Origin of the sequence: Xanthomonas bonasiae (genome assembly GCF_014836395.1) — a bacterium.
Taxonomy (GTDB): Bacteria; Pseudomonadota; Gammaproteobacteria; order Xanthomonadales; family Xanthomonadaceae; genus Xanthomonas_A; species Xanthomonas_A bonasiae.
In genome coordinates, this window is record NZ_JACSQX010000009.1 from 95,462 (window position 1) to 109,651 (window position 14,190).

Here is a 14,190-nt window from a genome sequence, read left to right on the forward strand (position 1 = left end):
ATCACGCATAAATGGCGATAGAAATCACACATCGGTCCGGCAGCCCTGGCAGCGGGGGCGGCACCCGCATCGGCACGCGCCTGGCCTCGACGTGCGAGCCAGATGGAGTTACATCCTTATCTCGTCGGTGACTTTCGCGACCAGTATCGCGCTGAGCCGCCTCATCGCCGCCTCGACATCGACCGGTGCCCACATGAATCGTACTTTCGCGCGGGTTCCTTCCTGTGCCGCCATCTTGAGGATCTCGCTCGTATCGCCTTCGTGCATGCTCTTGCTGGAGAGCATGTACGCGTCCTGATAGAAGCCGTCGGGTGTCATGTCCTTGGGATTTCCGATCCCGCACAACCGCGTGGCAAGCGCGCACAGATGCCACGCAAGGTCCACTTCCTGGAGCGACTTCGCATCCGCGACCCAGTCGTTCAGCCCGAAGGCATTGCTGACGTGACAACCAACGTTGGTCTGGTAGATGTACCCCTGCAGATCATCGCCGCCATGGCGCTGTTTGCTGAGGAAAACGTACGAATGCCCGGCGCCGCCGCCAATCACGTTGATCCGCACGATCAGATGGCCCTCGACAGCACGCATCTCTTCCAGCGCTTGCAACGGCGCCTTTCCATCGATCAGCGGAACGGCTTTGGGATTGGTCATGATGTCGCTCATCGGCGTCCCGGCCAATATCTCGCACAGGCGCGTGGCACTGGTGCCGCAGGCCATCTTGTTTCTGATCTGGTTCTCCAATGAGAACTCCGCGACGCCCCAGGACATCATTTCGCGGTCGATCACCACGCCTTTGAAGGCCTGCTGGCCCGCGAGATTCTCCCAAGCGCGAAGCACCACGTGCCGCAGGATGACGTGCAACGTATCCATTCCCCCTCCTATCGATCAACCATGCGTTCAATCTCCGGGCCGCGACCAGGTCCACCGACGAATCGTGGCCGGATCCGCCCAGAGGCGGTAAGGCGCGCCGAGCGCGAGGGATGGCAATGCGCCAATGCCCCACCGTATGGACGGCTAGCTCCCTAGCAGGCGGCAATGGCCGACGAATGCGAGCTTCCGCCTCCTCCCCCGCCGCTCCCTGCATCGTCGTCAGGATCGCGCTTCTTATGCCAGTGTTCGATCGCAGGCTTGCAGCTGCTGGGCAGCATGCTCCAGGGGTCGAGCCAATGCGTACTCGAATCGCTGGTCACCCATGCTTCCGAAAAGGCAATACCCAGGTATTGCAGTACTGCGCGACACAGGGGGCAGATAGGCTTGCTGACGCCGATGCGCTCGATCTCGCTGGCGGGGTTCTTCCCGCGCAGAAGGTAGTGCAGCACGGCATACATCTCCGCGTGGAGATGAGCGCCACCTCCAGGCTTGAAGACGAGACCATGATCCGCGTAGTGGCGTAGCGCATAGTCTTCCATCGCAGACATGAAGCGCTGGGAAAACACCACGTGGCGGCCATTGCGCTTCCTGACCACCGCGGTGACGCATTGATCCCCGTGCCCTTGCCAGTCGTAGGCGTTATGAATGTTGTGTGCCACATCGTCCAATGCCGAACGGCGGGCGTTCGTCGTTGGCGGCGCGGCCAACAACGCTTGCCGCGTTTGTTCCACGACCTGCCTGCGCGCTTCCACTTCCCGCGCTCGCTGTGCGGCGGCCTGGACGCGTTGTTGCTCGCGCAGCGCTTCCGCTTGCGCTGGCGTCATGCGAACACGTGTGGACCGTTGCCGCGCCAGCCTGGCGCAACCGCGTGCATGGCCTATTCCGTCGGCCGTTAGATTCTGACCACATTCCGAGCATCTAGCCACTTGGCACCCCACTGAATGACATTACGCCACCGCGCTACCGAGCAGCGGAGGCGATCTCTCTGGAAGAAGGTCGCGCGACTTCTTCTCGCTTTGACAATGCACCGGCCGGTGGTGGTCAGGACGCGATGCCGACGGCTTCAGAAACGCGGCGCCAGGCAACGCTCTCGGCATCTCGAATGTCGAAGCCGCATGGATTCGACGCCGCATCAAGACCACTCGGCGACGATCGCGCCATGGTCACTGAATCTCCCGACTTCGATTCCGATGGACACCGAGACATTGGTCGCCGGCTTCGCCAGTACGTAGTCCAGCGTACCGCCGCTCTTCTGGGTATGCGGCACGTACTTGGTGATGTTGCCCCGATAGGCATGCCAGCGGCGTCGGAAGCTGACCGGCCTGGTGCCCGGCGGCGGACCGAAGCACGCACAGAGATTGTTGTGGAAGTTCGCGAACAAGGCCTTGCTCGTGTCCTCGGCCACCTCGGTCCGAAATTCCTCCAGATCGATGTTCAGGTCGCCGATGGCGATGCACGGCTTTTGTTCGACGGCGATCATGCCGGCAAGCTGTTTGACCGTCTCGCCACCACCCTTGCCGAACGCTGGCGCGTGCACGGCGTAGATCACCCTGTCCACGAACTCCAGCCGGACGATCTGGCGCTTGGCAGACGTGACATTGACCTCGACCTGCGTCATCTTGAAATCGAGATTGGTGAATATCAAATAGTTGCGATGTTTCTGCTGGGAATCCAAGGCTTCCCACCGGTGATATTTCCAGATCAAGGGCGATAGCTGAACTCTGGACAGCCGCAATATCACCTTGGGCTGTCTTGCTGTGGCGATCATGGAGGCCAGTGTGCCGGGGTCTTCGATGGCGCGCACAGCGGACCCGAGTTCCCGCATGATCTTCTTGTTGGTTCGCAGGATGTGATTGCGCGACTTGAACTTCATGCCGCTTCGCGTTCGCGAAGACTCCATGCCGATATGCGTCTTCGCCTTGTTCAACTTCGCGCGCCGTGCCGCCATGATGTTCACATAGGGCGACGGAATCTTTTCCTCTTCGCAGATCACCTCCAGCGCCGCCGCCTTTTTGATCGACTCTATTTCCGCAAAGTCGATCGCCGCATCCTGAACTTCGCAACAGATGACCACGTCACAATGGAGGCTGTTGATCGCGCTCTGGATCAGCGACCCTTTGCCGTCCATGCCCATCTCCATGGGGTTCCCGCTTTCAAGATTCCAGAAAAGTACGCGCATTGCGCTGCCTCCATGCCGATGTCGAAGTTGCGTTTGGGTCGAGACTCGCATCCGCCGGCACGTCGGATCCGGTCTCGATCGCGTCGCACCGAGGAGCGTGCGTCCGCGCGGAAGGCATCACCTCAGATACTTGTGGCGTTGGTCGGCTGGGTTACCTTTCGCCGTATCGCGCCAGTGCGCACCGTATTCACTTGAGCCACAACGCCGCCGACCTCGGCGAGTTTTGCGGCGACGATGAACGCCTTTTCCTGGGCATCCGTGTAGTTATCGACCCATCGATAGTAGGTTTTGCTTCCTGCATTCACCACGAGGTAGGTACCGCCATGACCAGGCATAACAAGCTCCTTCGCTAAACAACGGAAGCCGGCCATGCTGGCCGGGACTGGAAAAATCCGATCAAACGCAGTCGCAGGCGAATCCATCTTCGCCGGGCAGCGCCGGCGGGAAGATCTTCATCGGCCTTTGCAATCCTTCATTCCACACATGTACAGCGCCCTTTTCCTTCGTTCCCATTGCGATCCGACGATCGCTGTCGGCGATGCCGATACGCTTCGGCGCCGCCCCCATCAATTCAACACCTTGGCCATCGGCGCGACGATGGGGATTGCCTTGTCCAGGTCGATATCCGCCGCCGTCATTTGTCCCGTGACCACCTGCGCCACGAACTTCCAACCCATCGGCGTCGCATAGCCGATGACGAAAGAGGAAGTGCTGTTGGTGTAAGGGGTCCCGCCCGACATCGACATGCGGCGCGCGCGCGTGTCGACCGTGCCTGGCGTTGCCCCCGGAAACAGGCGGCGTTCTGCCCGATTGCGATCCACAGCTCCGCACGGCATGTTGCCGGCGAGGTGTGCCACTTTCGCCTTCTTCGGATTACCCAGGTCGGGCAGGAACGACAGGCGGCAGCCGGTCAGTTCGGAGGTGAAGAAAAGCGGCGCGAGGTCCGCGTCCAGGTCCAGCGAGGTATCCGCTCCGGACTTCCAGGGCAACCAATGCGCGCGCATGCTGTGACCGTTCTTGCCGTCGTCCGGCCGCAGCAGCACGACATTCTGGAACGCGCTCGCCAGAATGAACCGGTGCACGCCGGCCGGCGGAAAGGCGACGGTGTCGAGCTTCTGCTGGCACCCGCCACGGCGCCATTCGCGAAAGTCGGCATGGCTGATCACGCCTTCTTCGTCGACCACGATCACGTGGCGCGACAGAAAGTCCTTCGGCTTTTTGGCGAGGTCATCGACCAGGGTCATACGTTCGTTCCGCTGGACGCGTCCTCGTCGCCACCGAAGCTGTAGGCGAAGCCCGCGCTGTCCGTCGCTACACGGACACCGGCAATCGGCTCGCTGCGCATCATGCGGTCGAGGAACTCGCGGCTGATCTCCGGGAGCATCGAATTGGTCAAGATCGCATCGATCATCCGCCCACCCGATTCGCTCTCGGTGCAGCGGCTGACCACCAGCTTGACCACCTCGTCGTCGTAGTCGAACGGGATCTTGTAGCGGGCGTCCACGCGCTGCTTGATCCGGTTCAACTGCAGCTTGACGATCTGCCCCAGCATCGCGTCGCTCAGCGGGTAGTACGGGATGGTGACCAGGCGGCCCAAAAGCGCCGGCGGGAAGATCTTCAGCAACGGCTCGCGCAGGGCCTTGGCCATGCCCTCCGGATCCGGCATCAGGTCCGGGTCCTTGCACAGGCTGGCGATCAGCTCGGTGCCGGCATTGGTGGTGAGGATGATCAAGGTGTTGCGGAAATCGATGCGGCGGCCTTCGCCGTCCTCCATCACGCCCTTGTCGAACACCTGGAAGAACAGTTCGTGCACGTCCGGGTGGGCCTTTTCCACCTCGTCCAGCAGCACCACCGAGTAGGGCTTGCGCCGCACCGCCTCGGTCAGCACGCCGCCTTCGCCGTAGCCGACATAGCCCGGAGGCGCGCCCTTCAGCGAGGACACCGTGTGCGCTTCCTGGTACTCGCTCATGTTGATGGTGATCAGGTTCTGCTCGCCGCCGTACAGCGCTTCGGCCAGGGCCAGCGCGGTCTCGGTCTTGCCGACGCCGGAGGTGCCGGCGAGCATGAACACGCCGATCGGCTTGTGCGGGTTGTCCAGGCCGGCGCGGGTGGTCTGGATGCGCTTGGCGATCATCTCCATGGCGTGGTCCTGGCCGATCACGCGCTTGGCCAGCAGCTGCGGCAGGCGCAGCACGGTGTCGATCTCGTTGCGCGCCATGCGCCCGACCGGGATGCCGGTCCAGTCGGCGACCACCGCAGCCACCGCTTGGTAGTCCACGGTCGGCAGGATCAGCGGGTTCTCGCCCTGCAGCGCACCCAGTTCCGCCTGCACCTGACGCAGCCGGGCCAGCAGCGCGTCGCGTTCGTTGCCGGACGGCGTCTGCGCCGGCATCTCCTGCATCTGCTGTGCCGGCTCCTGCTGCGCCAGCGTCTGCGCCGCCGCTTCCAGCGGGCTGCCGGTGCCTTCGATCGGGGCGATGCCGGCGCGCAGTTGCGCGCGCAGCGCCAGCAGTTCGTCGACCAGCGCCTTCTCCTCGCCCCAACGCTGCTCCAGCTCGGCCAGGCGCGCCTGTTCGGTGTCCAGCAGCGCGCGGCAGGCGACGTCGCGTTCGTCGACGACGATGCCGATCGCGCGTTCGCGCTCGATGATGCCGCGCTCGGTCTGCAGCGATTCGATGCGGCGGCGGCTGTCGTCGACATCGGCCGGAGTGGCGTGCAGGCTCACCGCTACCCGCGCGCAGGCGGTGTCGAGCAGGCTCACCGACTTGTCCGGCAGCTGCCGCGCCGGGATGTAGCGGTGGCTGAGCTTGACCGCCGCCTCCAGCGCCTCGTCGAGGATCTGCACCTTGTGGTGCTGCTCCATGGTGCTGGCCACGCCGCGCATCATCAGCACCGCCTTGACCTCGTCCGGCTCGTCCACCTGCACCGCCTGGAAGCGGCGGGTCAGCGCCGGGTCCTTCTCGATGTATTTCTTGTACTCGGCCCAGGTGGTGGCGCCGACCGTACGCAGCGTGCCGCGCGCCAGCGCCGGCTTGAGCAGGTTGGCCGCATCGCCGGTGCCGGCCGCGCCGCCGGCGCCGACCAGGGTGTGGGTCTCGTCGACGAACAGGATGATCGGCTTGGCGCTGGCCTGCACTTCGTCGATCACCGCGCGCAGGCGCTGTTCGAACTCGCCCTTCATACTGGCGCCGGCCTGCAGCAGGCCCACGTCGAGCGCACGCAGCTCCACCTCCTTCAGTGCCGGCGGCACGTCGCCGCGGGCGATGCGCTGGGCCAGGCCCTCGACCACCGCAGTTTTGCCGACGCCGGCCTCGCCGACCAGGATCGGATTGTTCTGGCGGCGGCGCATCAGGATGTCCACCACCTGGCGGATCTCGTCGTCGCGGCCGATGATCGGGTCGAGCTTGCCCTCGCGCGCCTGCGCGGTCAGGTCGGTGGTGAATTTCTTCAGCGCCTCCTGCTTGCCCAGCGCCGCCGGCGCGATCGCGCCGCTGGCCTCGCCCGGCGCACCGGCCTGGCCCAACTGGAAGCCGTCGCTGGGCAGCAGTCCGTCTTCCGGCGAGCCGGCGACGATCTCGGCGAAGCGCTCGCTCAGCGCTTCCGGCTTGATCTTCTCGAATTCCTTGGAGATGCCGAGCAGCGCATTGCGCAGCGTGCGCACGCTGAGCACGCCGACGACCAGGTAGCCGGTGCGCACCTGCGCTTCGCCGAAGCTCAGCGAGGCGTACACCCAACCGCGCTCGACCGCTTCCTCGACGTTGCCGGACAGGTCGGTGACACCGCCGGCGCCGCGCGGCAGCCGGTCCAGCGCCTCGGTCACGTCGCGCGCCAGGTTCGACGGGTTGAGCTCGAAGCGCTTGACGATGCGGTGCAGGTCAGAGTCGGGCAGCTGCAGGATCTGGTGCAGCCAATGCACCAGCTCCACGTACGGGTTGCCGCGCAACTTGCAGAACACGGTGGCGCTTTCGATGCCGCGGTAGGCGAGCTTGTTGAGCTTGCCGAACAAGGCGCTGCGACTGATCTCGGCCATGACGGTGATTCCTTGTGCGAATGCGGAAAGAAGAGAAAGTGGAACGCGGCGCTCAGCCGGACGGCCGCAGCACCACGTCGTCGGCGTCGGCGATGTCCCAACTGCGCTGGCCGAGCCAGGTGTCCAGGCCCAGGCGCCCGCCGCGCGCCAGCGTGGTCGCCGGCACCTCGTCGGACTGCAGCAGCAGTTGCAGATCCCAGCCCTTTTCGTCGCCGACGTAGCTGCGCACCGCCGCGGCCAGCTGGCGCAAGGCCTCGCCGCCGGGCAGGAAGCGCTGGAACGCGCTGCGCGACAGCGGCCCCAGGCGCAGCCGGAAGCGCTGCTGCGCGCCGCGCGCATGCGCGCCGAGCACCGTGCTGTGGCCGAGCGTGGCGACCTCGGGCGAAGCGCCCAGCCGCAACCGCGCATCGTCGGGCAGGCGCATCCATTCGGCGACGAACTCGAGCACCTGCACCGGCACCGCGAACAGCTGTTCGAGCAGGCCGCGCAGGCCTTCGGCATTGCGCGCCACCGGCAGCAGGCGCCCGGCGAAATGGCGGCGCGCGTCGTCGGGCAGCGCGTCGCGCCCGCGCAGGTGCGGCGAGGCGATGCCGCTGAGCGCATCCAGGTAGCCGCGGAAACGGTCCTCGTGCGGGCGGTCGGCCTGCACGGTCGGCTGCGCATCGGCCCAGGCGCGGTAGAACAGGCTCAGCATGCGGTGGTGGAACAGGTCGGCGAACGCGGCCAGGGTCGGGTCCCTGGCCTGCGCCTGGCGCTCGATCGCGTACTCGGTGAGGTGCAGCGGCAGCGGCGCGTTCGGGCCGAACAGGCCCAGGAACAGCCCGTACAGCTTGCCCGGCTGGGTGCCGGCGGCGGCCACGTAGCGGTCGATCGAGCGTGGCGCGAACGCCAGCGAGGGCGTATGCCGCAGCCGCACCGGGTCGTCGGACGGGCGCGTGGAGCGGCCCAGTCGCGGGCGCTGCGGATGCGCGCGTTCCAGCGCGCGCAGCGCGGCGAAGAACTCGAAGTCCTGCGGCCGCTCGCGCAGCGCCTGCTCCAGGGCGGCCAGATCGGCGGCGCTCACAGCAGCGCCCGTTTGCCGAGCTGCGCCGGCCAGCGTGCGATCTCGTTGCGCTCGCTGGTGCGCAGCACGGTCTCGGTGAAGGAATTGACCGACACGTAACGGGCGAAGAAGTGCTGCAGCACCGCGCCGAGCAGGAACGCGCCGCTGCCTTCGAACGCGCTGTCCTCGCAGGTCAGGGTGATCTCCAGGCCGCGACCGAAGGTGATCGGGCCCGGCGCCGGGATGCGGCGCACGATCGGCTGCGCGCGCACCTGCTTGATGCCTTCGATCTGGCGCAACGCTGCGGCGTCGAACGGATCGCAGTACAGCGTCAACATCTCGCGCAGTGCGGCGGCGCCGTCCTGGCCGTCCTCGAACAGCGACAGGTAGTTCAGCTGCAGGTGGCTGAGCAGGCGCCACGCGGTGGCGCCGTCGCTCAGCGCCGGGCGCGGCTTGGTCGGTCCGGCCACGCAGCGCACGCTGTGCACCGGCGCGCCGGCGTCCATGGTGAAATCGGTGGCGCCCTTGCCCACCGGCATGTGCAACGGCAGGTCGCGGTTGCTGCACAGCAGCTGCAGGCCGAGCTGGCGCAGGGAGGTGGCGTAGGCGCCGTCGTCGGCATCGACCAGGCTCACGTAGACCTCGCTGCCGACGTAGCTGGAGCGCGCGCCCTGGCGGCGCTGGCGTGCCGACAGCAGGCGCGGCTCGCGGCGCATGGTGTAGAACGCGCCGTGGCGCGCGTGCCAGGTATGTGCGTCGCCGCCGTAGAACGGCAGGAAGCGCTGCTCCGGTTCCTGGCGGTCGCCGAAGCCTTCGACCTCGCCCAGGCTGTGGATCTCGAAATCCATCGGCCGGGTGCGGTCGGCGAGCACGTGGTATTCGGTCTTGCCCGGCGCCAGGTGCAGGCGGTCGGCGCGGCGCGGGAACAGGTTGATCGCGGGCGTGCAGAACAGGCGGAAGTTGTCCGCGCTCACCGCCTGCGCCAGGCTGGGCACGCTGCGCTCCAGCAGCACCACGATCTCGAAACCGGTGCCGTGCAGCCGCCGCAGCGCCGCGCGCAATCCGCCCAGTTCGGCGAACAGGAAGCGCTGCGGGCAGGCGAAGTATTCCTGCAGCAGGCGGTAGCCGCTGAACGCGCGGCCGTCGTACGGCACCAGCGCCTCGTCGTCGGCGAAGCCGCGCGCGCGCAGGTCGCTGCGGCCGCGCTGCAGTTCCACGCTCGCGCCGGCCGCGTCCTGGCCGCGGACCACGAAGCCGGCGGCGTGGCCGAGCAGTTGTTCGTACAGGCGCGTGGGCAGGTCGTCGGTGCCGGCCAGGAACAGCGGCAGCGCGTCCAGCGCCAGCATGTTCGCCTGCACCCCGGCCAGCGTTTCGAAACGCAGGCGCAATGCGGCGCGCATCGGCTTGGCCGCGGCCTGCGCCGGCGGCAGGCCGATCCCGGCCGCGGCGATCGCCGCCGGCGTGTCCAGGTACTTGGCCTCGCGCAGCGCCAGCGGCCACAGCGTGAGCGCATGCGCGGTGCGGTATTCGCAGGCGGTGCGCTCGCCGCCGGCGACCAGGCTGCGCAGCGCGGTGTGGCGCGGCACGGTATGGCCGGCCGCCAACGCGCTTTCCTTCAGCTCCGGCTGCAGCTGCACCACCGCCATCGATGGCATCGGCGTCAGGTAGTGCGGGTACACCATCTGCAACAGGTGCTGGGTGAACACCGGATACTGCGCATCGAGCTTGAGCTGCACGCGCGCGGCCATGAACGCGAAGCCTTCCAGCAGGCGCTCCACGTACGGGTCGGCGCACTCGAAGCCTTCCAGGCCCAGGCGTCCGGCGATCTTCGGGAACTCGCGCGCGAATTCGCCGCCCATCTCGCGCACGTGCTGCAGTTCGCGGTTGTAGTAGCCGAGCAGGCGCGGATCCATCAGGCGTAGCCCTCGCTGACGTCCAGGCGCCCGTTCTCCAGGTCCAGCTCGGTCTTCAGGTACAGGTTCAGCGGCAGCGGCTGCGCCCACATCTCCGATTCGATGAAGAACACCAGCGAGCGCCGGTCCATGCGCCGCGCGTCGGCCTGCACGGTGACGCGCAGGGTGTCGGCGATCAGCCGCGGCTCGAACGCCAGGATCGCCTCCCGCAGGCGCAGCTGCAGCGCCGCCGCGTCGATGCCGGACATGGCCACGCCGGCCAGGTCGGGGATGCCGAAATTGAGCACCGAACGGCGCACTTCCGGATACGCGTCCAGCGGCTGGTCGGTGGCCAGGTTGACGCAGTTCAGCAGCCACGACAGGTCGCGCATCACGCATTCGCGCAGGCGCGCGGCGGAGATGACCCGCTTGTCGCGGCTCTCCTCCTGGCGCAGCGGCTCGTCGTCGCTGAGCCGGTCCAGCAGCGAGGGCTGCAGGCGTTCCTGGGTGGTGAGTTCGGCCATCGCAGCGCTGCGCTCAGGCCGGGTCGAACAGGATCTGGCGCACGTCGAGCAGCGCGTGTTCGCCGGCATCGGTGGCCCACACGCGCTGGCCCAGGCCGACGTCGCCGTCGCGGCCGCTCCAGTCGGTGCGCCGCGCCAGCAGCAGCTGGCCGTCGTCGCTGCGTTCGGTGCCGGGGTAGCGCACCGGCACGAAGCCGAACGCTTCGCCGCCGTTGCGCCAGGTCACCGCCACGGGCGCCCACAGCATGTCGCGCAGGTCGGCCGGCGCCTCGAAGCGCAACGCCTGGATCTGCGCGAACGGCACCCAGGCATAGCCGCCGTTGACCACCAGTTCCAGGCACGGGCCGAAGCGCGGATCGGCATCGGCAATCCACGCGAAACGCGTGTCGTCGAGCTCGCCGGCGCTGGTCGGGGCCTGCTCGAATGCCTGCGCGCGCAACTCCGCGGCCTGCGCGGTGGCGCCTTCGGCCGACAGCCGCAGCGCCTGCAACAGCAGCGCCAGCCACGGCTCGGGCGCGCCGAGCACGGTCGGCAAGGCCTGCCCGGCGAACACCGCTGCGCGCTGGCGCTCGGCCTGCACGGTGATCGCATAGGTGGCGGCGAGCGCCGCATTGTCGGCATCGAGTTCGCGACAGGCGTCGAGCTGGGCGCGGGCACGGTCCCATTGGCCTAGCACCGCCAGCAGCTGGAACAGGAACACGCGCTGGCGCGCGTCGGCCGGATGCTGGCGCACGCGTTGGGTCAGCAGTTTCAGCGCTTCGTCCGGACGCCCGTGACGCAGCAGCAGTTCGGGAGTGGTGTCCATGGCCTGTCCGCACGAAGGGAATGTGCGGCGCCGTCGCGACGACGGCGCCGGGGTGCGAGGCGGCCGCAGCCGCCCCGCCGCCGCGATCAGGCCTTGGCCACGCCCTGGATGTCGTAGGTGAATTCCTTCGCCCCGCCCTGCGCCGTGCCCTTGTCGTCCTGCGGCTGGAAGCTGTACTTGAACTTGCCGAAGTGCAGGGTCAGGTTCTCGGTCAGGCGATCCTCGCCGCCCGAGCCGCCGGTGGACAGCGAGGTGACCAGCACGCCTTCGCTCAGTTCCAGGGTCAGGAAGTCGGTCTGCTCGCCGGTGGCGTTGGTCACGTACAGCCACGCATTCTCCACGCGCGCGCCGGTGCACACCGCGTCCAGCAACGCGTTGGAGCAGCCGTCGACATACTTGGTGATGGAGATGTCCTGGATGTGCGCCTTGCCGCCGCTGGCCGAACCGCCACCGGTGTGCAGGTCGCCGGAATTGCTCGCGCCCCACGACCAGGCCAGGATCGGCACCTCGCCCTTGTGCTTCTTGTGGTTGGACGCGCCTTCGATCTTGACCTTGCCGCTGCCGAACTTGATATGCATGTCGAACGCCATGGAACTGCTCCTCTAGTGAAAAACGGACAACGATGGGTCGGCGCGCGGCGCGCATCGCCTGCGCGCCGGAGAGCCGTGGCACGGTGGCGCCGGGTCAGGCCTTGGCCGCCGACGGCAGCCGCGACACCAGTCGCAGCGACACGGTCAGCCCTTCCAGCTGGTAATGCGGTTTCAGGAAGAACTTGGAGGTGTAGTAGCCGGGCGCGCCCTCCACTTCTTCCACCACCACCTCGGCCGCGGCCAGCGGCTTGCGCGCCTTGGTGTCTTCGCTGGAGTTGGACGGATCGCCGTCGATGTACTGGGTGATCCAGCGGGTCAGCCACGCCTGCATCTGCTCGCGATCGCTGAACGAGCCGATCTTGTCGCGCACGATGCACTTCAGGTAATGCGCGAAGCGGCAGCAGGCGAACATGTACGGCAGGCGCGCGCCCAGTGCGGCGTTGGCGGTGGCATCCGGATCGTCGTACTCGTCGGGCTTGTTCAGCGACTGCGCGCTGATGAAGGCGGCCATGTCCGAGTTCTTGCGATGCACCAGCGGCATCAGCCCCATCTTGTCCAGTTCGGCCGAGCGGCGGTCGGTGATCGCCACCTCGGTCGGGCACTTCATGTCCACGCCGCCGTCGTCGGTGGGGAAGGTGTGCGTGGGCAGGCCCTCGACCGCGCCGCCGGATTCGATGCCGCGGATCCGCGAGCACCAGCCGTACTGCTTGAACGAACGGTTGATGTTCACCGCCATCGCATAGGCCGCGTTCTGCCAGGTGTACTTGGCCGAATCGGCGCCGGTGGTCTCTTCCTCGAAATCGAACTCTTCCACCGGATTGGTCGATGCGCCGTACGGCAGCCGCGACAGCGTGCGCGGCATCGCCAGGCCGATGTACTTGGAATCCTCCGACTCGCGCAGCGAACGCCATGCGGCGTAGTCGGGCGTGGAGAAGATCTTGGCCAGGTCGCGCGGGTTGGACAGCTCGTTCCAGTTGTCCATGCCCATCAGCTTGGGCGCGGCCGCGGAGATGAACGGCGCGTGCGCGGCGGCGGCGACCTGGGCGATGCCGTTGAGCAATTCCACGTCCGGCGGGCTGTTGTCGAAGTAGTAGTCGCCGACCAGGCAGCCGTACGGCTCGCCGCCGAGCTGGCCGTATTCCTGCTCGTAGACCTTCTTGAAGATCGGGCTCTGGTCCCAGGCGGTGCCCTTGTAACGCTTGAGCACCTTGCCCAACTCCTTCTTGGAGATGTTGAGCACGCGGATCTTCAGCTGCTGGTCGCTCTCGGTGTTGTTGACCAGGTAGTGCAGGCCGCGCCAGGCGCCTTCCAGCTGCTGCATGTCGGCGTGGTGCAGGATGTGGTTGAGCTGCTCGCTGAGCTTGCGGTCGATCTCGGCGATGTAGGCCTTGATCGTCTGCGACACGTCCTCGCTGACCACGTCGCTGCGGCTGAGCACCTGCTCGGCCAGCGTGCGCACCGCGGACTCCACTTCTTCCTTGGCGCGCTCGCTCTTGGGCTTGAACTCGCGGTTCAGCAGCGCGGCGAAATCGCCCGCTTCCAGAACCTGGGTACCGCTGCCGGCTTCGGCCAGTTGTTCGCTCGCCATGGCTCAGCCCTCCTTCGGATCGGCGGGCTTGGCCGCCGAGACCAGCGACTGCAGCAGCGCCGGATCGCGCAGCGCCTGCGCGATCAGGTTCTCGGCGCCGGCCTTGCCGTCCATGTAGGTGTCCAGGTTGGCGAGCTGGGTGCGCGCCTCCAGCAGCTTGGCCAGCGGCTCGACCTTGCGCGCGATCGCCGCCGGCGAGAAGTCGTCCATGCTCTCGAAGGTGATGTCCACCGCCAGCTCGCCTTCGCCGGTCAGCGTGTTGGGCACCTTGAACGTGGCGCGCGGGCGCATCGACTGCAGGCGGCTGTCGAAGTTGTCCACGTCGATCTCCAGCGCCTTGCGTTCCTCCAGCGACGGCAGCTCGCCGGCATTGGCGCCGGACAGGTCCGACATCACTCCCATCACGAACGGGATCTGCACCTTCTTTTGCGCGCCGTAGACTTCCACGTCGTACTCGATCTGTACCCGTGGCGCCCGATTGCGCGCGATGAACTTCTGACTGTTTGCCATTGCCTCGTCTCCGATTGAGCCTTTCGACCCGGCCCGCCGGCAACGCCGTGCAGGCCGGCCGCGCACCTGCCGCCGGTTGATCCCCGGGACGCCGACGCGAAACGCCGGCGGCGCTCCCCCATCGCGCGCTCGCCGCCGTTCCGCCTCCACGTTCCCCTTGCGC

Annotated in this window: 14 protein-coding genes; all 14 read right to left on the bottom strand. The window is 67.0% G+C overall.

Annotated elements, in window-relative coordinates; all coding sequences use genetic code 11:
• Positions 1–108: 108 nt before the first annotated feature.
• The 14 genes from H9658_RS15595 to tssB all read right to left on the bottom strand — a co-directional run bounded on the left by H9658_RS15595 (position 109) and on the right by tssB (position 14,027).
• Complete coding sequence (locus H9658_RS15595; protein ID WP_191826034.1) at positions 109–867, bottom strand: hypothetical protein; 759 nt, start codon at positions 865–867, stop codon at positions 109–111.
• 152 nt (positions 868–1,019) lie between these two features.
• Positions 1,020–1,691 carry a hypothetical protein gene (locus tag H9658_RS15600; RefSeq protein ID WP_191826035.1) on the bottom strand — a complete coding sequence of 224 codons (672 nt, stop codon included), beginning with the start codon at positions 1,689–1,691 and terminating at the stop codon, positions 1,020–1,022.
• A 308-nt stretch (positions 1,692–1,999) separates the two neighbouring features.
• Positions 2,000–3,046 (bottom strand): endonuclease/exonuclease/phosphatase family protein, encoded by a 1,047-nt coding sequence (locus tag H9658_RS15605; RefSeq protein ID WP_191826036.1) that lies wholly within the window; start codon positions 3,044–3,046, stop codon positions 2,000–2,002.
• Between the two features lie 122 nt (positions 3,047–3,168).
• A complete protein-coding gene (locus H9658_RS15610; protein ID WP_191826037.1) occupies positions 3,169–3,381 on the bottom strand; it encodes a hypothetical protein in 213 nt (70 codons plus the stop codon).
• A 61-nt stretch (positions 3,382–3,442) separates the two neighbouring features.
• Positions 3,443–3,613, bottom strand: coding sequence for a hypothetical protein (locus tag H9658_RS15615; protein WP_191826038.1), 171 nt, complete (start codon positions 3,611–3,613; stop codon positions 3,443–3,445).
• Positions 3,613–4,290 carry a hypothetical protein gene (locus H9658_RS15620; protein ID WP_191826039.1) on the bottom strand — a complete coding sequence of 226 codons (678 nt, stop codon included), beginning with the start codon at positions 4,288–4,290 and terminating at the stop codon, positions 3,613–3,615. The genes H9658_RS15615 and H9658_RS15620 overlap by 1 nt, the downstream gene beginning before the upstream one ends.
• Complete coding sequence (tssH, locus tag H9658_RS15625; protein ID WP_191826040.1) at positions 4,287–7,076, bottom strand: type VI secretion system ATPase TssH; 2,790 nt, start codon at positions 7,074–7,076, stop codon at positions 4,287–4,289. The genes H9658_RS15620 and tssH overlap by 4 nt, the downstream gene beginning before the upstream one ends.
• A gap of 52 nt (positions 7,077–7,128) precedes the next feature.
• Positions 7,129–8,172, bottom strand: coding sequence for a type VI secretion system baseplate subunit TssG (tssG, locus tag H9658_RS15630; RefSeq protein WP_191826141.1), 1,044 nt, complete (start codon positions 8,170–8,172; stop codon positions 7,129–7,131).
• Entirely contained in the window at positions 8,136–10,031 is a 1,896-nt protein-coding gene (gene tssF, locus H9658_RS15635) for a type VI secretion system baseplate subunit TssF (RefSeq protein ID WP_191826041.1), read from the bottom strand. The genes tssG and tssF overlap by 37 nt, the downstream gene beginning before the upstream one ends.
• Positions 10,031–10,534: a type VI secretion system baseplate subunit TssE gene (gene tssE, locus H9658_RS15640; RefSeq protein ID WP_191826042.1), complete on the bottom strand. Its 504-nt coding sequence runs from the start codon at positions 10,532–10,534 to the stop codon at positions 10,031–10,033. The genes tssF and tssE overlap by 1 nt, the downstream gene beginning before the upstream one ends.
• Positions 10,535–10,547: 13 nt before the next feature.
• Positions 10,548–11,339: a type VI secretion system accessory protein TagJ gene (locus H9658_RS15645; RefSeq protein WP_179569924.1), complete on the bottom strand. Its 792-nt coding sequence runs from the start codon at positions 11,337–11,339 to the stop codon at positions 10,548–10,550.
• Positions 11,340–11,425: 86 nt separating this feature from the next.
• Positions 11,426–11,929: an Hcp family type VI secretion system effector gene (locus H9658_RS15650; RefSeq protein WP_179569926.1), complete on the bottom strand. Its 504-nt coding sequence runs from the start codon at positions 11,927–11,929 to the stop codon at positions 11,426–11,428.
• A gap of 94 nt (positions 11,930–12,023) precedes the next feature.
• A complete protein-coding gene (gene tssC / locus H9658_RS15655; protein ID WP_179569935.1) occupies positions 12,024–13,517 on the bottom strand; it encodes a type VI secretion system contractile sheath large subunit in 1,494 nt (497 codons plus the stop codon).
• A gap of 3 nt (positions 13,518–13,520) precedes the next feature.
• On the bottom strand, positions 13,521–14,027 hold the full coding sequence (tssB, locus tag H9658_RS15660; protein ID WP_191826043.1) for a type VI secretion system contractile sheath small subunit: 507 nt from the start codon (positions 14,025–14,027) through the stop codon (positions 13,521–13,523).
• Between the last annotated feature and the right edge of the window lie 163 nt (positions 14,028–14,190).